An 18,897-nucleotide genomic window follows, 5' to 3' on the forward strand; every position below is an offset into this window, starting at 1 on the left:
CATGGCTACACTCACGGCCTGCTATGCAATAACAGGCCGCTTGCTTTATGCTTTTTCGAATTTCAAACCGCTATTACCGCCGACAAACAGCCAGCCACCTGCTGTGGATGCTGGGCCTGATCGTCGCGATCATTGCCAGCTTCCATTATCTGTTGCAGGCATCGAAAGTCGTCGACTTTCTGCTTCCGGTTCTTGGAGTGAGCGCCTGCTCTGCCTATTTCATTAAACTTTTTCAGCATCTGCGTGCGGGTCGTCAAGGCTATCCCGAGATTCATCTGGATATGGAGGCCAGGCAACTGGCCATAAAAGAAGGCGATACAAGGGTCGAGATTGATATCAGCCGCATTCTCCACCTGAAACTGGATTATCGTTTCAGCCAGGTGGAGCGTATTCAAATCACGACCGATGAGGGACAGGTACTCAGGCTTGAAGGCTATGAGGAGATGGCTGAAATGGTACGTGCTCTTGAATCTCTGACCCCAGAGAGCAAAATTAGCCGCTCTCGCCTAAGAATCCGCTAATAATGATGCAGCTGGGGATGATGGTTAAACGGATTTTTCAGCTGTAAGGTGAGTCATTAGCGCTCTCAATTTGCCGGGTTTGACGGGTTTATTCAGCACCTGCACACCTTGTGCTCGAAACGCCTTTCGTGTCTCGTCGCTGCGATCAGCCGTCAGCATGACCATCGGCACAGACTCAAAACCGGAGTCATTGAGCCAGGCACGCAGCTCCAGCCCCGTATCATGATCTTCAAGATGGTAGTCTGCCAATACCAGATCAGGATTTTCAGCACAGGCCTCTTTTGCCTCACTCAAGTTATGCGCAAGCAGTACATCACATCCCCAGCCACCGAGCAGGGCCTGCATACTGATCAAAATGGCCGGGTCATTGTCCAGAACCAAGACCTTTCGGCCCTCAAGCAGATCAGTATTCACCACCGGTTGTGCAGCCTGACTGGAAGGGACTTGATAGGTTGCAGCGGCGAGCGGAATGCTGACTTCGAAGCAGGACCCCGCTCCTACAACTGAGCGGAGGCTGATCGGGTGATCCAGCATGCGTGCGATACGCTCGACGATGGCCAAACCAAGACCAACTCCCACCTTTTTTGAGTGATGTTGACTGAGCCGGCAAAACTCCTGAAATATTGCTTCCTGCTTGTCATCAGGGATGCCGCCGCCCGTATCCCAGACCTGAATGCTCATCCGATCTCCACGTCGCCGGAAGCCCAGCAGTACGCCACCCTGATCGGTATAGCGAAAAGCGTTACTGAGAAAGTTGCGCAGTATCCGGGTCAACAAGCGCAAGTCACTGGCAACCCAGTCACTTCCGCAATGTACCGCAAAGCTCAACTCTGCCGCTTCTGCCACAGGTTCAAATTCAGCTCGAAGTGTTTCAGCCAGTCGACTGACCGGGAAACTTTGCAACTCGGGCTGTACCGCATTCTGATCCAGCTTGGAAATCTCGAGCAGGTCGGTCAGCAGATGCTCAGCCCCATCCAGTGCCACATGCACCCGATCCACCAGATCCGCTTCGGCCGCAGGCAAATTACGCTCCTGCAATGCAGCGACGAGCAAACGCGCCGCATTCATCGGCTGGAGCAGATCATGACTGGCCGCTGCCAGATACTTATCCTTACTCAGGTTTGCGGCTTCTGCCGCTTCCTTGGCCTGAAGCATCTCCTGCTCTGCCTGCTGGCGGGTTCGCACTTCTCGCCATAGACGATCATTGAGCTGCACCAATTCACGCGTGCGTTCTTCAACACGTTGCTCAAGCTCTTCATTCAGTGAGAGCATGCGCTGCTGAACCTTTTTGCGCTCGGTAATATCAGCCACAAACGCCACGATGTCAGGCTCATCACCCTTTCGACGCAGCAGTATGTTCATCGATACTTCGATAGCCTCACCGCAAGCCTTGCGCATGCGGGTTTCATACAGGAACAGCTGACCATCATTCACCAGCCTGGCCATCATCAGGCGGAATTCCTGCTCACTGAACAACAGATCCGTGGCGAAATTCACCCCCTGAACCATGCTTTCGTGATCAGGAAAGCCACAGATACGGGCCATGGCCCGGTTTGCCTTGCCAACCCGTCCTGTAAGATCAGCCTGAAAAATGCCATGCAGAGCATTATCGAAAAGCCACTTGTAGCGGTTCCGTTCAGACTCCAGCTCTTCGATTTTGCTGAGCAGTTCCGGGTAATAGCTCTTACGCGCAGACTGGCCACCCAGTCCGATAAGATGCTCAACCGTCAGTTCACTGTTTTCAGAGGGCTTCTTCATACACGGCCTCTACATCGCGCCGGCTGGATTTTCTCGGGTTGGTCAGAATGCATGGATCCTTGAGGGCATTCTGACTAAGGTAAGGGATGTCAGTAAGATGAACGCCCTGCTCTGCCAGTTTCTGATACAGGCCCACTTCACGTTTCAGTGAAATGACATGCTGCATCAGACGCCGCTTGATTTGTGACTGACTCAATCCACGTGGATCAATGCCCATGGTTTCAGCCACGATACGAAAACGATCGGAGGCAGACTCATAGTTGTAATCAATGACATGCTCGAGCAACATGGCGTTACACAAACCATGTGGCAAGTCCAGATAGCCCCCCAGGCTATGAGACATGGCATGGACTGCACCCAGCACGGCATTTGAAAACGCCAAGCCTGCCTTCATGGACCCCAACATCACCTGCTCACGCAAGTGAGTGTCGTCGGGCTGCTCGACCAGCAGCGCCAGATGGGTATTGATTAACCTGATTGCATCCAGAGCATGCATATCCGTCAAAGGCCCACTGGCGGTTGACACAAATGCCTCTATTGCATGCACAAGCGCATCGACACCTGTACAAGCCGTCAGGAAGGAATCCATGGTACGCGTGGTATCCGGGTCAATCAGTGCTACATCAGGCACTACGGATTTGCTGATAATCGAAAATTTCAGTTTCTCATGCTGATTGGAAATGATCGCAAACTGGGACACGTCCGCGGAGGTACCGGCCGTGGTGGGGATACAGATCATGGGAGGGATGGGTATTTCAATACGGTCTACCCCTTCGAACTCGAGGATACTTCGCCCATGAGTGCTTACGATCCCGATACCCTTGGCACAGTCCATGGGACTTCCACCACCCACCGCCACGATCACGTTACATCCCTGCTCGGAATAGAGCTCAGCCCCTTTCATCACCTGCTCGACACGCGGATTTGGCGAAACATCGGTAAAGACAACGGAGGGGATCTGTTGATCTGCCAGTAGCTGTTCGACTTCAGCAACCCAGCCAGCCTGCTGAACACCGGGATCGGACACTATCAGAACCTTGCGGGCACCAAAGGTCAATGCGTAATTGGCAACCGTTTTGCGGGCTCCACTGCCAAAAATGATTTCAGGAGAGACAAACTTGCGCAGTCGAGAGACTTCACTCATGGGGACGGCCTGTTCTTCGGCACCGATTCATGGCCGGTGCTTGATAATTATTATTAACAACCCACATTATACCCACGCATCAGGCAACAGCCAGAGTACAAATGGCTACAAAAAGCCACAAAGTTGCACAAACTGTCATGTGGTTGCAACTTTGGTATTAGGTACCATAGACGGCAATAAATCTCGCCAAGGCAGCAGATTCCCGCTGCCAAAACTGCAGGATAATTGCTGTTATGGAACAGACATCTCCTCTCTATCAACATGTGGTCGTCGTCGGCGGTGGTGCTGGCGGCCTTGAACTGGCTACCCGGCTGGCACGCAAGTACCGGCGCAAGGGTTTGAAAGTCACGCTTGTGGACCGCGAGCCGACACACATCTGGAAGCCCCTGCTGCACGAAGTCGCCACAGGGTCGCTTGATGCCGGCATTGATGAACTCAGCTACAGCGCTCAGGCACGCAGTGCCGGATTCAAATTCCAGGTCGGACAGATGGACTCGATCGATCGTGAGCAACGCTGTATTCATCTGGCGGCGGTAAAGGGACAAAATGGCCAGACATTGTTGCCGGTCAGAACACTCTATTATGACTATCTTGTCATGGCCGTTGGCAGTGTCACCAATGATTTTGGGGTGGATGGTGTCGCCGAGCACTGCACCTTTCTGGATAGCCGCAAGCAGGCCGAGCAGTTCAGACGAACACTGCTGGAGGCTTGCCTGAAAGCGAGCAATACGGAAAAACAGCGCTTGCGTATCGCCATCGTAGGCGCAGGTGCCACCGGCGTCGAGCTTTCGGCTGAGCTATTCAACACCGCCCGGGAGTTGGCTGCCTATGGTATTTCGAAGCTGGACCGAAATCGGCTTGAGGTCATTCTGATTGAGGCAGGTCCTCGTATATTACCCGCATTGCCTGATCGGATTTCATCAGCGGCACGCCATGAGCTTGAGAAGCTGGGTGTACAGGTTCGACAGGACACGCGCATCACCTCTGTCAATGAGGAAGGCCTCATGACAGACACTGGCGAACTGATTGAAGCCGAGCTGAAAGTATGGGCCGCAGGTATTCGCGCACCCGAGTTCATAACCCGACTGGATGGCCTTGAGTTTAACCGGCTTAACCAATTGGTTGTCGGCCCTGATCTGCGCACCACTCAGGACGAGCGGATCTTTGCATTGGGAGATTGTGCTGCCTGTGCCAGAGCGGACGGCAATGGCAACGTACCGCCCAGAGCCCAGGCGGCTCACCAGATGGCTTCTTTCCTGTTCAAGAATTTCCGCCGTATCGTGAAGGGAGAACCTCTGCCTGCTTATGAGTACAAGGATTACGGTTCACTGGTATCACTGTCACGGTTCAGTACTGTCGGCAGTCTGATGGGCAACCTGACCAATGGCAGCATGATGGTAGAAGGCCGACTGGCTCGCCTGGTCTATGTATCCCTGTACCGGCTTCATCAACTGGCCGTGTACGGCTACACCAAGACTTTTCTGATCACCCTGGTTGACCGCATCAACAAGGTGATCCGTCCCCGCCTCAAGTTGCACTGATCTACCGGGAGCCTCGGTACAACCGAGTATGCAGCACTGAGCCTTACCGGCCCTCAAGGCCGGTTTTTTTAATGCAACCCCTCGGCAACCACGTTCTAAGCAGACTGATCCGCATCTGCTAAGCTTGATGCAGTGTGGAGTACCCAGTATGCCAACGATGATTGAACCCGCTCGTGTTGCCTCGCTCATTCAGGCTGCGCTTGTTGCAGACAGTTTTGCGCTGGGGTTGCACTGGATCTATGATCACCATCTGCTTGACAGTCAACCGCTGCCCACCGATCAGCTGAATGCCCCCATGAGCCACTGGCACTGCACAAAAGCGGCGGGTGATCTGACACATTATGGTGATCAACTATGGCACCTGTATCAATATCTGCAGCAACACCAGACCCTTGATATCGACCACTATCGAAGTGAATGGTCCAAATTCATGGCGAACTATCATGGCTTTCTTGATAAGGCGTCTGCGACAACGCTTGCTAACATCTGCCAGGGTATAACGCCCTCAGGATCCCCCTCTACCGAATTATCGGTAACCGCACGTGTTGCCTGCCCTTTGCTCTATGCAAAATCATCCCAGTGCTACCTCGATGATGTAGAGCAACTGGCACGGCTGACGCACGATTCGGACGTTGCCGTCGCCAGCTGCCGTTTCTTCGCCTCGGTACTGCTCGACTGCCTCAATGGAAAATCGATCGCCGAATCAGTCGCCGCTAACCTGATCTGCCTGCCAGAGGCATTGAGGCGCGTTGCACGGGCCGGCATAGCCTCGTCACAGGAAGACACGCGCACAGTCTTGCGCCAGTTCGGAATAGCCTGTGATACCCGCTATGGCCTGCCCGGAGTCATGCACCTGATTCATCGCTACCAGGATCCATTAGCCATGCTGCAAGAGAATGTTCTGGCAGGGGGAGACTCCAGTGCTCGCGGCATGATCAGCGTGATGCTTTTGATTGCGGAGCAGCCTGAACGCCTCCAACGACTGCCTCAGCAGTGGCTTGAAGCCCTGCTTAACAATGAAAAATATTTTGATCTATATCAGCCGATTGTCTAACTTTAGGTTTGACACGAAGCTTATGGTCTACGTGCAACCCAATGTCGCGCATATGAAACAGCTGTTGCATTGACATTAGGTTATATACCCATAGAATTCGCGCCAGCGCTCCTTTCTCAGCCCTTGAGCAATCATTTGAGACTTGTATGGGACGAGCGTGTTCATAATGTATTCGCCCTCCCCGCTCGCAAGGAGCATGCCGGTCTGAGGAATTCAATAGGCCCCTTTTTTAGTGATGCCGAGTTAACCAAGCATGAAAACAAATCTGCCTGTAACCGATAAAGAGAAACGCTTTTCTGAAGAGCAAAAGCTGATTTCTACAACCGACCTTAAAGGCATCATTACCCACTGCAACGATGTTTTTGTCAAAGTCAGCGGCTATACCCGTGAAGAGCTGATTGGCCAGCCACACAATCTCGTTCGACATCCCGACATGCCCCCTGCGGCCTTTCAGGTGATGTGGGAACATTTAAAAGCCGGCAAGCCCTGGATGGGGTTGGTTAAGAACCGATGCAAAAACGGTGACTTCTATTGGGTGCATGCTTATGTCACGCCCATCACCGAACACGGCAAAACCGTTGGCTATGAATCCGTTCGTGTCTGTCCCTCACGCACAGATGTAGAGCGTGCGGAACGCGTGTATGCTGCGATTAACAAGGGCAAACCGCTCAAGCAACGCTTACCGCTTCAGTCAGAATGGATCGCACTGGCTGTCGCTTTGCTGTTGAGCGGCTGGCTGTTCAGTAGCGGCTTCGAGCTTGGCTCGCTGGTGTTGCTGGCGGTGGTTTCTGCGCTCGGGCAGATTGCCGGTTACGTCAGACGCCGCAAGGCGCAGCAGAATATTCTGGCGATGATGCCATCTGCTTTCCATCATCCAGTGGCAGCGGCCACCTACACGGATGACAGTGGCGATCTTGCTGCCCTGAAAGTTGCAATTCTCAGCGAGCAGGCCCACCTGACGACTGTACTGACCCGAATTGATGATGCTGCGCAGATGGTCTCTGATCAGGCGAGCATGAGTCTGGAAGTATCCGAGCAATCCTGTGCCGCCATGCGCCAGCAGCAGCATGAGACTGACCAGGTGGCAGCTGCCATGCACGAAATGACAGCCACTATCGCTGAAGTCTCCAGCCACGTACAGCTAACGGCCAATCAGGCTGAAAACTCGAACAATACGGCAATCCGCGGGCGTGAGTTGGCATCGACCACCAGTGAATCCATCGCCCAGCTGGGACGTACCGTCAATGACATTGCGGAGTCTGTAACGGGCCTGGCTGAACAGACCAACCAGATCGCCAAAGCTGCGGAGATGATTGAACAGATTGCCGACCAGACCAACCTGTTGGCACTCAATGCCGCGATCGAAGCAGCCCGAGCCGGGGAACATGGGCGCGGGTTTGCCGTTGTCGCTGATGAAGTTCGACAGCTGGCGCTTCGCACTCAGAATTCCACCAAGGAGATTCATGATATTGTTCGCGACCTGACCGCTCGCACAGAGGCGTCCGTTGCCATCGCACATGAAGGCCAGTCTGAAGCACAGGCGGGCCTGGAGCAGGTGAATGAAGCAGGTGAGCTGCTCAATAACATCTCTGAAATGATGAGCACCATCGCCAACATGTCGCTGCAGATGGCTGCTGCCATTGAGGAACAGGCTCAGGTTTCCGAGGAGATCAACGGTCAGATCGTTAACATCTCCAGCCTCTCCACCCAGAGCATGTCTCAGGCTGAGGAATCCGCCACTATGACCCGTAAACTGCAATCAGTAGCGGCGGATATGCACGAGCTGGTAACCGGCTTCAAACGCTGAGTTCAAACCAGAATCAGCACCACACAGGCGGCCGTCAGGCCGCCCATCGATAGATTAAAAACCCGCCAGTGACGTGCTGTTTTCAGCATTCTTCCTACCGCCACTCCAAAACCGGCCCACATTGATATGGCCGGAATTGTCACCAGCGCCATCAGCCCAATCAATAGTGCCGCTGACAGCAGGTAGCCGTCACCTGCCAGAGTAAATGACGCCACGCCCGAAATCGCCATGATCCATGCCTTGGGGTTGGCAAACTGAAAAGCGGCAGCCTGCATGACTGATAAAGGCTTGGCTTCAGATGCCGACTTTGCACTGGGAGGCGCTGCCGTAGCAATTTTCCAGGCCAGCCAAAGCAGATAGGCACTACCCACCACTTTCAACACAGACTGCAAGATCGGCCAAGTGGTGAAGATATGGCCCAAGCCCAGTGCAACTGCAGTCATCAGTCCTACACAGCCCAGCATGACGCCCACAATGTGAGGCAAGGTTTTACGAAAGCCGAAGTTTGCGCCAGATGCCGTGAGCATCATATTGTTTGGGCCTGGTGTCGCGGTCATTGTGAATGCAAACAGAATAACCGGGGCAATCAGAGCTACCAGTTCTCCAGTAGCCGTATCCATGGGATTCTCCATTAATTGTAGGGGTTCATTCGATACAAACTGGCAGAGCCAATCGATACAATTAACGTTAATACGGCGAATAAATAACAGCAATTGTTACTTTGTGACTGCTACAATCAATTGTAATCGTTACAAATCATGACAATGGGTTTGACTATGGATCTGCAACAAAAGGCTCGCAAACGCTGTCACTGGCTACCTGAAGACAACATGCCTGCAGGCCCCATGTACAAGGCACTGGTTGACCAGCTTGCCAGCGATATTGCGTCCGGCAAGCTACAGCCCGGCGTCCGTCTGCCCCCCCAGCGTCTGCTGGCCGATGCACTTGGGGTTACCGTAGGCACCATTACGCGCGCCTATCGTGAGGCAGAACGCAGAGGACTTGTCGAAGCGCGAGTCGGCAGCGGAACCCGTGTCAAAGGCAAAACAGAGTCCCTGCCCCACTTCCATCACCTGACACGCGCCGGACAGGACAGCATAGACCTTTCACTGAGCATTCCCATTCCCACGCCGCTGCGCCAACAGCAATTGGCAGCCAGCCTGCAACGTGTTTCGTCCCGTCCCGCTGCAATTGATGAGGCTTTGGCTTATCAACCTGAACAGGGCTGCCCCAATCAGCGGGAACAACTCTGCCAGTGGCTGTCGACTCAGGGATTGCAGATGGATCCCGATGAATTGATCCTGACCGAGGGCGGGCAACACGCTGACTTCCTTGCCTTGCAGGCCTTGGTAAAGCCCGGCGAAGCGGTTGCTTCCGCCGCCCTGACCTATCCTGGAATGATCGCTGCCGCACGACAACTGGGGCTGAAGCATCTGCCGGTGGGCACTGATTCCGAGGGTATCCGGCCTGACCTGCTGGAACGCCTCTGTCAGCAGCAGCGTATTCGTCTCCTGTATTTGATGCCGGAGTACAATAACCCTACTGGTCAGCGCATGAGCGATAGCCGTCGCATGGCGATTGTGGAAGTTGCCCGACGGCATGACCTTTTATTGCTGGAGGATGGCGTTCAGTTCGTCACGGCCGAGTACCGGGGCACACCTTTGTTCGAACTCGCTCCGGAGCGTGCGCTTTATATTTTCAGTGTGTCCAAGCTGCTCGCGGGCGGACTTCGATTCGGTGCGCTTCGAGCGCCAGTTAACCTGATGGCGCACCTTCGGGTGGCGTTGCGCGCACAGTGCTGGTCATCACCGGGGCTGATGGGAGCCGTCACTTGTGACTGGCTTGCCGACGGTGGTGCCGATGCACTGTTGAATTGGCAATGGGAAGAGATCCGTGCCCGCCAGGCGTTGGTTCAAGAGATATTGTCACCCTATGAAGTTTCTGCTCACCCTTGCGGTTTTCACGCCTGGCTCAGGTTACCCGAAGGGTTGCGAGCTGTTGATTTCGTCCATTTGGCTGACGGGCGCGGCGTCACGCTGATTGCATCTGAACCCTTCTGTGTCGGCAGCCAACCGGCGCCTCAGGCAGTGCGCATTTGTGTGACACCTCCCGCCAGCCGCGATGCACTGGCAGAAGGACTCCAGCGAATACGTGCATTGCTGGATGATGCCCCCGCGATCCCTGCGCCCTTGCTGTAACACTGCCCTTAATCACCCGTGTTATAGTCAAATCACTTTCGTAATGGAGATTTCGAAAATGTTGAGCGTGGAAGTCAGTGGGTTGTTTGGTCTCATCATCCTGGTGCTGGACGTCATGGCCATCATCAAAACTGTTCAGAGTCGGGCAAGCACAGGGGCAAAAGTCATGTGGGTTGTCGCTATTTTGCTGCTACCGGTGCTGGGACTGATTCTGTGGTTCCTTTTTGGTCCCAGGGACTGAGACACCCCGCATCATTAACAGATACGCGGCAATAGCTCTCCATCCGGCATTTCCAGCAGACGTTCACCGCCCAATGCGGTAGCCACCTGCACCCGGGCGACGGCTTTATCAAGCACCTCACCGATGATGTTGGCATCCTGCCCAGCAGGATGCTGACGCATGGAGCGCAGTAAGGCTTCAGCGTGCTTTGCCGGCACCACAGCGACCAGCCTACCCTCATTGGCAAAATGCAACGCATCCAGGCCCAGAATCTCACAGACTCCACGTACCTCGGGCTTAACGGGTAACATCTCCTCATGAAGCCGCATCGCAAACCCCGAGGCTGTGGCAAATTCATGCAAAACGGCAGCAATCCCCCCTCGGGTAGCGTCGCGCATTGCTCTGATATCGGGGCACTCGGCCAACATCAATTGCACCAGCCCGTGAAGCGGCTGGCAGTCACTTTGAAGATCCGCTTCCAACGCCAGATCGCCCCTTGCCTGCAAAATCGTCGCCCCATGATCGCCCAGGCTGCCACTGACAATAATTTTGTCACCCGGCTGGCACTGGGTGGCATGCAGATTAACGCCGTGTTCAATGACACCGATACCGCTGGTGTTTATGAACACCTTGTCACCCTTGCCTCTGGGCACAACCTTCGTATCCCCTGTAACGACAGTAACGCCGGCTCGCAACGCAGCATCACGCATGCCCTCGACAATCCGACGCAGTAGTCCGACTTCGATCCCTTCCTCAATGATGAAGGCACAGGACAGATAGAGCGGTCGGGCACCGCCAACCGCCAGATCATTGACCGTGCCATTGACCGCCAGGCTACCGATATTCCCCCCGGGAAATTCGAGCGGATCGATCACATAGCTATCGGTTGTATAGGCGAGACGGTCTCCCAGAGAGGATAGCTGCGCCATATCGAGCCGAGCCTGATCTTCCATTCTCAATAACTGCTCGCCACCGAATACATTGATAAAGACCTCTTCGATCAGGCAGCGCATGGCGCGACCGCCTGCACCATGAGCCATGGTGATCAGGGTGTGATCGTTGATTGAAAGCGTCACAGAACTTCAGTCCTCTTGTATTGGTAACAGGCTGAACAAGCCCCTTCGGATGAAACCATGAGCGCACCTATGGGAGTTGAAGGCGTACAGACCTTACCAAACAGCGGACACTGATGAGGATGCAACAGACCTTTCAGAACCTGGCCACAATGAACATCTTCCCCCTGTTCGCCACGCCCTGCCGGCAGATCGAAAACCCGTTCGGCATCAAAGGCCGCATAGGCGGGTCGAATTCTGACGCCTGAATGTTCAATCTCCCCCAATCCTCGCCAGACAAAACGCTCACGCAACTCGAATACCTCTGCTACTGCGGCCTGGGCTTGCCGGTTACCAGCTGGCTGGACTACACGGGTGTATTGATTTTCAACACGAGCCTCTGTGTTAGCCAGCTGTTCAAGCAAAATCAGTATTGATTGCAGAATATCCAGAGGCTCAAAACCCGAGACGATAAACGGCTTTTGAAATTGGCGCGCAATGAAGGCATAGGGCTCAAGGCCAATCACCATGCTGACATGACCTGGTCCGATAAAACCATCCAGCGCCACATCACCATCATCCAGTAGAGCCTTCAATGTAGGCACGATAGTAATGTGGTGACACAACAGGAAAAAATTGCTCACACCTTCGTCTGCTGCCTGCTTGAGCGTCAACGCGGTGCTCGGCATGGTGGTCTCGAAACCAAGCCCAAAGAACACGATTCGCCGGGAAGGGTTCTTGCGTGCAAGTTCCAGTGCATCCAGGGGGGAATACACCATGCGAATATCAAGCCCCTCGGAACGGGCCTGTTGCAGACTTTTTTGTGTTCCCGGCACACGCATTGCGTCGCCAAAGGTGGCAAATATGACATCAGGCTGAGCGGCAATCGCCAGACAGTCATCGACGCGCTCTCTGGGCAAGACACAGACGGGACAGCCCGGCCCATGAATCAGCTCGATTCCTTCCGGTAATAGCGATTCAAGTCCGTAACGGAAAATTGAATGGGTGTGGCCACCGCAGACTTCCATGATTCGAACCGGCAACCGGGCTTTGAGTGAGGGAGACCGCATGCGCTGAGCAATGCGATCCAGCAGTTGACGAGCCAGCAAGGGATCGCGAAATTCATCAACGTATCTCATCGATTCCCGCCTCCTGCATACCCTGTTCATCGGCAAAGCTTTGCAGCTCGGACAGAAGCTCCAGTGTCTTGCGCGCCTCATCCGCATCAATGAGGTTCATGGCAAACCCAACGTGCACCAGCACCCAGCCACCCACCAAAGATTCCGGCGGCTGCGCGTCATTCAGCACACAGGCAAGATTGATGCGTCTGCGTACACTCGAAACCTCGACGATGGCCACTGAACGATCTGAGTCATCTATGGCGATGATTTGACCAGGCACACCCAAACACATGATGACTCCTTATACTGCTGAGTAAATGACTAAAAAGCACTAAAGCTGCGATTTCAGGACCAGCAGTTCACGTTCAAGCTGCGCGACACGTGCCGCGGTCTGACCTTGACGCCGGTGTTCTATCCATTCGAGCCAGTTTTCCATGCCTTCACCGGTTTGTGCAGACAGGGTTATGACTTCAATTTCAGGATTGATGCGACGTGCGTATTCGATGCAGGCTTCAACATCAAAGTTCACGTAGGGCAGAAGATCGACTTTGTTCAACACCATCAACCGGGCAGCATGGAACATATCCGGGTACTTAAGGGGCTTGTCGTCACCCTCGGTTACCGACAGCACCACAACTTTGGCGGCCTCCCCGAGATCAAAACCAGCCGGACACACCAGGTTACCCACGTTTTCGATATAAAGCAGGCCATTTTCCAGGTGCGGCAATTGCTCCATCGCATGCCCCACCATGTGTGCATCGAGATGACAAAGCCTTCCGGTATTCAGCTGTACTGCCTCGGCTCCAGTCTCTCGGATTCGATCGGCATCATGAGAGGTTTGCTGATCGCCTTCGATCACCGCCAGCGGCACCTTATCCAATTGATGCTGCAACGTCCGGGTCAGCAGCGCCGTCTTGCCCGAACCCGGGCTTGAAACCAGATTCAGCACCAGCAGATTGCGCCGCTGGAACAATTCCCGGTTGGCCTGAGCATAACGATTGTTCTGGCTGAAAAGATCCAGCTCAACCTGCAACCGCCGCTGATGGCCTGATTCCTGCTCTTCAGCATGTGCAGATTCATCCAGACCTTGATGCCCATGAGGCTGCCCACAACCACAAATACCACACATCACTCTACCTCCAGTTCCCTGATTTGCAGCTCATCGCCCGATAGCACCTTCAGTTGATACTCACCGCATCGCGGGCAGGCCTGATACCACTGGGATATACTCGTTTCAAAACCACATGCCTGACAGTGAGCCTCTCCCGGCAATTCAACAAGATGCAGTCGCGCGCCTTCGGCCAGACTTCCCCGGCTGGCTGCCTCGAAGGCGAACTGCATCGCCTCAGGCACCACTGCTGCAAGAGGCCCCACTTCGAGCCACAGCTGTTTAACTCGCGTAAAGCGATGTTGCTCAGCCTGTTCCTGCAGCAGCTCTATCAAGCTTCGGCACAGGGATAGTTCATGCATGTTGACCACCTTCCAGTGGACACTGTGCCAGAGCCACGAGCAACTGCCCCAGACTCACGCCCGAATCATTACAGGGTACCTTTTGATGCCTGAGCACTTCGATGTGTTCTGACTCGAACCGCTTTGCCAACTGCTCAACGATCAGTTCGTTCTGCATGACCCCTCCACTCAGTACAACGCTTGAGTAGGGGAACTCCTGCCTGACATGCAGAGCCAAGTCCACAATCCCCTTGGACAGTCCAAGATGAAAGGCCCTTGCAATCTCTTCTTTCGACCGCCCACTCTTCAAATCGGCGATCAGCTCATGCCAGTGCTGGCGAACATCCAGATGACTGCAGGCCGTCCCCTGCACAAATGGGAAGCTATACTCCCGCCCCATTAATTGAGATGAACTGTCCAGCGCCAGTGTTTCCAATGCTACAGCGGCCTGCGCCTCATAACTGATACCTTCAGCATAGCAACCCAAAGCGGCCGCAACGGCATCAAACAGACGCCCGGCTGAACTGGAAAGTGGCGAATTGAAACCCTGGTCGATCATACCCTTGATGACCACAAGCGGCTTATCCTCCAGTATTGGAAAGAGATGCAAGGTCGCTGCAGGGTCGATGCCGGCATGCAGCAGTTGCGCAACCAGCACACGCCAGGGCTCACGGATAGCATTCTCACCTCCCGGCAGTGCGACAGGCTGCAGGCAGCCCACACGTTTCACTTCGGCATACCCCCCGTAAAGCAGCTCTCCGCCCCAAAGCTGTCCGTTGTCTCCATAGCCAGTACCGTCCAGGCAGATTCCCAGCACGGGCCTGCCATGCAGCGGGTAACCATGTTGTCCCAGACAGGAGGCTAAATGGGCATGATGATGCTGTACTTGAAGAACCGGACACTCAGGGCTGGCAAGCGCCATTTGGGTAGAGACATATGCCGGATGCTGGTCACAGACGATCAACCTGGGTTCGAACCGATAAAGTTCAGCAAAGTGCTGCCTGGCCAAAAGCGCACTTTCATTGACCGCCAGTTGCTGCAAATTGCCCTGATACTGGCTCATGACCGCTTGCCCGTCTACCGCAAGGCAAAAGGTATTCTTCAAGTCTGCACCCAGAGCCATCACTTTCCTGTCGTTCGCAAAACCCGGAGGCAAAGGCAGGCTAACGGGCGCCAGCCCTCTTCCTGGCCGCAATACCTCCATCTGTGCCGAAGCACGCTGGAGACGCACTACCGCATCATCAACCCGGCAGACGATCGGACGATTGTGCATCAGGAAGAGATCCGCCATGCCTGCCAATTGCTGACGTGCCGCATCATTATCAATCACCTGAGGCAGGCCTGATCCGTTGCCACTGGTCATTACCAACGGGCCTGAAAATGCATCCAACAACAGATGATGCAGTGGTGTATACGGCAGAAAGCAGCCTAGCCGTGCCGAATCAGGGGCAACCGATGACGCCAGGCTTTTGCCCTGAGGGCGAGGCCGCAACAGCAGGATGGGGGCCTGAGGGGAAAGCAGCACCCGGCGCTCCTCCGGGCTAATCAGTGCGAATTCTTCCATATGCGCAAGGCTTGGAAACATCACGGCAAGCGCTTTGGCTGGCCGCTGCTTGCAGCTCCGCAGCCGCATGACGGCAGCCTCATTGCCTGCGTCACAGCAGAGGTGAAAGCCCCCCAGCCCTTTCAGGGCGAGGATACCGCCCTCGAGAAGCTGGTCTCTTGCCTTGGCAACAGGATCGTCGACAGTCAGAACAGTGCCATCGGGAGATTCCAGCCAAAGCCTCGGCCCGCACTTCTCACAAGCGTTAATCTGAGCATGAAAGCGACGGTCTTCAGGGTCGCTGTACTCTTCAATGCAGTCACGACAAAGGTCGAATGATGACATGCCTGTGAGTTTTCGATCGTATGGCAAAGCCTCGATGAGGCTGAAACGAGGTCCACAATGGGTGCAATTGGTGAAGGGATAGCGATAGCGGCGGTTATGCGGGTCAAATAGTTCGGCAAGACATTCTGGACAGGTCGCTGTGTCCTGAGGTACCCAGGTCGATTCTTCACCGGGCTTCGAAGAGCGAATAGCAAAGTCTTGACCGACTCCGGCCAGATCAACGGCCGAAACCGGCTCGGCATACAGGCTCTCGATTCTGGCCTGGGGCGGCAGCTTCCGTGAAAGTGCCCGTTCAAACCGCTCCAGTTCGCCTGCCGAACATCTCAGCCGGATCTCCACGCCCGCGCTGGTATTGCACACGTCTCCGCAAAGTCCCATTGCTTGAGCTAAACGCCAGACACAGGGACGAAAGCCGACGCCCTGCACGTGGCCGCGAACATGCACTCTGTAGCCCGCTTCAGAGCCCTTTTCTGCCGTGTCTATCAAGGATTTCCTGCTGTTTATCAATATCTTGATAGCACTTTAGCACTCTTTGGCGTATCCGTGGGGCAGCATCATCCCCTTGCAGTGTACGGGAGCAGAACGGTCGGCAGCTCCATGAGGCTACCAACGGTTACATCGGGTTCTATCCCCCAGGGGTCATACACCGCTTCGGGAGAACGGCATACCCACGCCGCCCGCATACCCGAGGCCTTGGCACCGATCACATCAAACGGATTACCTGAAATCAGCCAGACAGGACCTCCGTCGGTCTCGGCCTTGCGGTGGAATAAGCTGTAAACACCGGGGTCCGGTTTGAAAGAGCACTGCTCCTCGACACTGACCACACCTTCAAAAAAAGAACAAATACCGGCCTGTTGCAGCAGGCCTTCAACAGCGGATGCACTGCCATTGGAAAAAGCGAACAAACGATATCCCTTCAGCTTGAGCACTTTGAGGCTTTCAGCGACATCATTGAATGCTGGCAACTCGGCGTAAATCGACATCAACTGGTGCTTCTGTTCGTCATTCAATGGTTGCTGATAGAGCTTGCAGCAATACTCCAGCGCCTCACGGGTACACACCGAAAAGTCGGCGTACATCCGCATCAAACCCCGCCTAAAACTGTATTCCAGCTGTTTTGAACGCCAGGTTTGTGAAAACGGGACTGCTGTTTCGCCCATCATTTGCTGCAGCAATCCCAGGACGCCCTGAGTATCGATCAGGGTTCCATAGACATCAAACGCCAGTGTGGTAGCCATGAGCACCTCAGTCGCAACAGAATTCAGTGAATGTGAACCTTAGCAAGGCTCGTCGAAAGGTTCCAAAAATGCACCGCCACGCAACATGATCAGGAGTTTACTTTAAATAATACTAATATATAGTATTAGAACATTCTTATTTATGGAGATCATCATGACACTCAACGCTGCTCTGCGCCTGATGGCAGGTTCCGTCGTGACACTGAGCCTGGTTTTGAGCCATTTTTTCGGCCCTGCATGGCTTTGGTTGACCGCTTTTGTGGGTCTGAACCTGCTGCAGTCAGCCTTTACCCGCTGGTGTCCCGCTGTGACAATTTTTCGAGTACTGGGACTCAAGGATGAGGTTTGCGACAGGCATGGAATGAACATCAACCAGGGGGTACATATCATTGCAGGCATGCTGATTCTGGTGACCACTGTGCCCGTGATTCTGGGCTACTGGCCACAAACACTGCTGATCGCGACTCTGATCATTGGTGTGAGCCTGATGCAATCGGCCTTCACCGGCTGGTGTCCCGCCATTCAGGTCGCAAGAATGCTGGGGTTCAAGCCGACACGCTCGGTCTGATGACGATTAAGCCGCTCATACAGCCCTTGTATCGTGTATGAAGCGGCTTTTGTTCAGGACCCACACGATTATCCCTTAAGAATCCTGCTTATCAGCTGCGACAATCCACTGACCGCATCCGCTTTGCTCAAGTGTCCAGCGGTAAGGGCCCGCGCCAGCTCATCACTGGCACCGTAAATCGCAATTAATGATGCCTTTTGCCCCGGCTCGTTCAGATTGGCAACAGGACCAAAGAAGTCACGATAAAACTCGACGAAATACACACAGATTCGGGTTTTCAAATCCATGTACTCTGGATAGGCACTCAATGCGGCCACAACAGCATCGTAAATGTCGCCATTTCGCTCAGCACAGTCGAAATAGGCAACGGCCAAAACTTCAGCCAACTCCTCAACCGTTCTGACCCGGGATGACTCAACAGCTCGAAGTTGACTGACCAACCGTTCGTCATAACTCTGGTAAAGCTGTTGCAGCAGACCTTTCCGGTCTCCAAAATGGTTATACGTGATCGGCTTACTGACGCCGGCTCTATCGGCAAGTGTCTGGAGCGTCAGGCGATCAGCCCCTTCCGTCGCCACAATGGCAGCAGCTGTCTTGAGCAATTGTTCGCGCCGTTTGGCGGCAGGCATGCGCGACTGACTCATTGCGAATGATCCCTTTCTGTCATCCATTTAACGCCTATTGAGCCGCCAACGGCAGCCCAAATATGCGATCGAAGCACCAGTTGTATACGAATGTGAACACCATGAACGTCAGCGTCAATCCTGCATCCAGCATCAATGCATCCAGCAGTCTCAAATCAAGCCACCAGGCGAAAAGCGGCAGTGTCATCGCCACCAAACCAAGCTCAAAGCCAACCGCATGTGTCACGCGTCTGGCAAGATTTCGTCCCCGTTTTACCTGCCCGCTCTCCCAACATTCAAATACGTGGTTGTAGAGAAAATTCCATACAACTGCCAACACCACAGTGATCACCCCAAGTGCACCGGCATGTGCCATGTTCTTGTCTGAAAAAATGACAAAAGCTGTACTCAACATCACCAGACTGATGGCTTCATAAAAAAACACATAGGTGAACTTACGCTTGACGCCCTGCATTAAAGGCTCCATGCAGCACATTGAATTAAAATGACGAGTCCACACACCAACGTGCTGAACGGCGATTCCTCAAAGCCAGGCAAAAGGTCGACTCCGCCATTTGACACCTCAAATGCGATTGAAAGCACATACGGGAGATTGGCCGCCCGGCAGCAAGTTACGATAGGTAATTTACCATTTGTAACTTGAAGGTCAATCCTGTGTTTCGTGTAAGATAGCGGGATCAAAACCTATGGA

Annotated in this window: 19 protein-coding genes; 7 read left to right on the top strand and 12 right to left on the bottom strand. The window is 54.1% G+C overall.

Annotated features, from left to right (window positions below):
* Positions 1 to 47: 47 nt before the first annotated feature.
* A complete protein-coding gene (locus tag LN244_RS08455) occupies positions 48 to 521 on the top strand; it encodes a hypothetical protein (RefSeq protein WP_239039363.1) in 474 nt (157 codons plus the stop codon).
* 24 nt (positions 522 to 545) lie between these two features.
* On the opposite strand, the gene LN244_RS08460 is transcribed toward LN244_RS08455, so the two are convergent.
* The gene (locus LN244_RS08460; protein ID WP_239039364.1) at positions 546 to 2,279 is read right to left on the bottom strand and encodes a PAS domain-containing hybrid sensor histidine kinase/response regulator; all 1,734 of its coding nucleotides are present in this window, start codon (positions 2,277 to 2,279) and stop codon (positions 546 to 548) included.
* Positions 2,263 to 3,423, bottom strand: a complete 1,161-nt coding sequence (ercA, locus tag LN244_RS08465; protein ID WP_239039365.1) for an alcohol dehydrogenase-like regulatory protein ErcA — start codon at positions 3,421 to 3,423, stop codon at positions 2,263 to 2,265. Before ercA ends, LN244_RS08460 begins: the two co-directional genes overlap by 17 nt.
* A gap of 233 nt (positions 3,424 to 3,656) precedes the next feature.
* Here ercA and LN244_RS08470 point away from each other — a divergent pair, with 233 nt between their 5' ends.
* The 3 genes from LN244_RS08470 (at position 3,657) to LN244_RS08480 (ending at position 7,825) form a co-directional block, all read left to right on the top strand.
* On the top strand, positions 3,657 to 4,964 hold the full coding sequence (locus LN244_RS08470) for an NAD(P)/FAD-dependent oxidoreductase (RefSeq protein ID WP_239039366.1): 1,308 nt from the start codon (positions 3,657 to 3,659) through the stop codon (positions 4,962 to 4,964).
* Positions 4,965 to 5,112: 148 nt separating this feature from the next.
* Entirely contained in the window at positions 5,113 to 6,018 is a 906-nt protein-coding gene (locus LN244_RS08475; RefSeq protein WP_239039367.1) for an ADP-ribosylglycohydrolase family protein, read from the top strand.
* A gap of 253 nt (positions 6,019 to 6,271) precedes the next feature.
* Positions 6,272 to 7,825: a methyl-accepting chemotaxis protein gene (locus LN244_RS08480; protein WP_239039368.1), complete on the top strand. Its 1,554-nt coding sequence runs from the start codon at positions 6,272 to 6,274 to the stop codon at positions 7,823 to 7,825.
* Positions 7,826 to 7,827: 2 nt separating this feature from the next.
* Here the strand turns inward: LN244_RS08480 and LN244_RS08485 are convergent, their stop codons facing one another.
* Positions 7,828 to 8,538 (bottom strand): LysE family translocator, encoded by a 711-nt coding sequence (locus LN244_RS08485; RefSeq protein WP_338037865.1) that lies wholly within the window; start codon positions 8,536 to 8,538, stop codon positions 7,828 to 7,830.
* A gap of 63 nt (positions 8,539 to 8,601) precedes the next feature.
* Between LN244_RS08485 and LN244_RS08490 the strand changes: the two genes are divergently transcribed.
* Together LN244_RS08490 and LN244_RS08495 are read left to right on the top strand one after the other, a co-directional pair.
* Entirely contained in the window at positions 8,602 to 10,023 is a 1,422-nt protein-coding gene (locus LN244_RS08490) for an aminotransferase-like domain-containing protein (RefSeq protein ID WP_239039369.1), read from the top strand.
* Positions 10,024 to 10,081: 58 nt separating this feature from the next.
* Positions 10,082 to 10,264: a PLDc N-terminal domain-containing protein gene (locus LN244_RS08495; protein WP_239039370.1), complete on the top strand. Its 183-nt coding sequence runs from the start codon at positions 10,082 to 10,084 to the stop codon at positions 10,262 to 10,264.
* 14 nt (positions 10,265 to 10,278) lie between these two features.
* On the opposite strand, the gene hypE is transcribed toward LN244_RS08495, so the two are convergent.
* From hypE to LN244_RS08530, 7 genes are all read right to left on the bottom strand, one after another.
* Positions 10,279 to 11,319, bottom strand: coding sequence for a hydrogenase expression/formation protein HypE (gene hypE / locus LN244_RS08500; RefSeq protein WP_275424671.1), 1,041 nt, complete (start codon positions 11,317 to 11,319; stop codon positions 10,279 to 10,281).
* Complete coding sequence (gene hypD, locus LN244_RS08505; protein ID WP_239039371.1) at positions 11,316 to 12,434, bottom strand: hydrogenase formation protein HypD; 1,119 nt, start codon at positions 12,432 to 12,434, stop codon at positions 11,316 to 11,318. Before hypD ends, hypE begins: the two co-directional genes overlap by 4 nt.
* On the bottom strand, positions 12,421 to 12,708 hold the full coding sequence (locus LN244_RS08510; RefSeq protein WP_239039372.1) for a HypC/HybG/HupF family hydrogenase formation chaperone: 288 nt from the start codon (positions 12,706 to 12,708) through the stop codon (positions 12,421 to 12,423). The genes hypD and LN244_RS08510 overlap by 14 nt, the downstream gene beginning before the upstream one ends.
* A gap of 39 nt (positions 12,709 to 12,747) precedes the next feature.
* Positions 12,748 to 13,545: a hydrogenase nickel incorporation protein HypB gene (hypB, locus tag LN244_RS08515; protein WP_239039373.1), complete on the bottom strand. Its 798-nt coding sequence runs from the start codon at positions 13,543 to 13,545 to the stop codon at positions 12,748 to 12,750.
* Positions 13,545 to 13,886, bottom strand: coding sequence for a hydrogenase maturation nickel metallochaperone HypA (gene hypA / locus LN244_RS08520; protein WP_239039374.1), 342 nt, complete (start codon positions 13,884 to 13,886; stop codon positions 13,545 to 13,547). The genes hypB and hypA overlap by 1 nt, the downstream gene beginning before the upstream one ends.
* Positions 13,879 to 16,197 carry a carbamoyltransferase HypF gene (gene hypF / locus LN244_RS08525; RefSeq protein ID WP_275424721.1) on the bottom strand — a complete coding sequence of 773 codons (2,319 nt, stop codon included), beginning with the start codon at positions 16,195 to 16,197 and terminating at the stop codon, positions 13,879 to 13,881. Before hypF ends, hypA begins: the two co-directional genes overlap by 8 nt.
* 110 nt (positions 16,198 to 16,307) lie before the next feature.
* A complete protein-coding gene (locus tag LN244_RS08530; protein ID WP_239039375.1) occupies positions 16,308 to 16,994 on the bottom strand; it encodes a haloacid dehalogenase type II in 687 nt (228 codons plus the stop codon).
* A 154-nt stretch (positions 16,995 to 17,148) separates the two neighbouring features.
* Here LN244_RS08530 and LN244_RS08535 point away from each other — a divergent pair, with 154 nt between their 5' ends.
* On the top strand, positions 17,149 to 17,562 hold the full coding sequence (locus tag LN244_RS08535; RefSeq protein ID WP_239039376.1) for a YgaP family membrane protein: 414 nt from the start codon (positions 17,149 to 17,151) through the stop codon (positions 17,560 to 17,562).
* Between the two features lie 68 nt (positions 17,563 to 17,630).
* Here LN244_RS08535 and LN244_RS08540 read toward each other — a convergent pair whose 3' ends face one another.
* Positions 17,631 to 18,206: a TetR/AcrR family transcriptional regulator gene (locus LN244_RS08540; protein ID WP_239039377.1), complete on the bottom strand. Its 576-nt coding sequence runs from the start codon at positions 18,204 to 18,206 to the stop codon at positions 17,631 to 17,633.
* A gap of 34 nt (positions 18,207 to 18,240) precedes the next feature.
* Complete coding sequence (locus tag LN244_RS08545; RefSeq protein WP_239039378.1) at positions 18,241 to 18,660, bottom strand: PACE efflux transporter; 420 nt, start codon at positions 18,658 to 18,660, stop codon at positions 18,241 to 18,243.
* Positions 18,661 to 18,897: the final 237 nt, after the last annotated feature.

It is taken from the genome of Marinobacterium sediminicola (genome assembly GCF_022343685.1).
GTDB lineage: Bacteria > Pseudomonadota > Gammaproteobacteria > Pseudomonadales > Balneatricaceae > Marinobacterium > Marinobacterium sediminicola.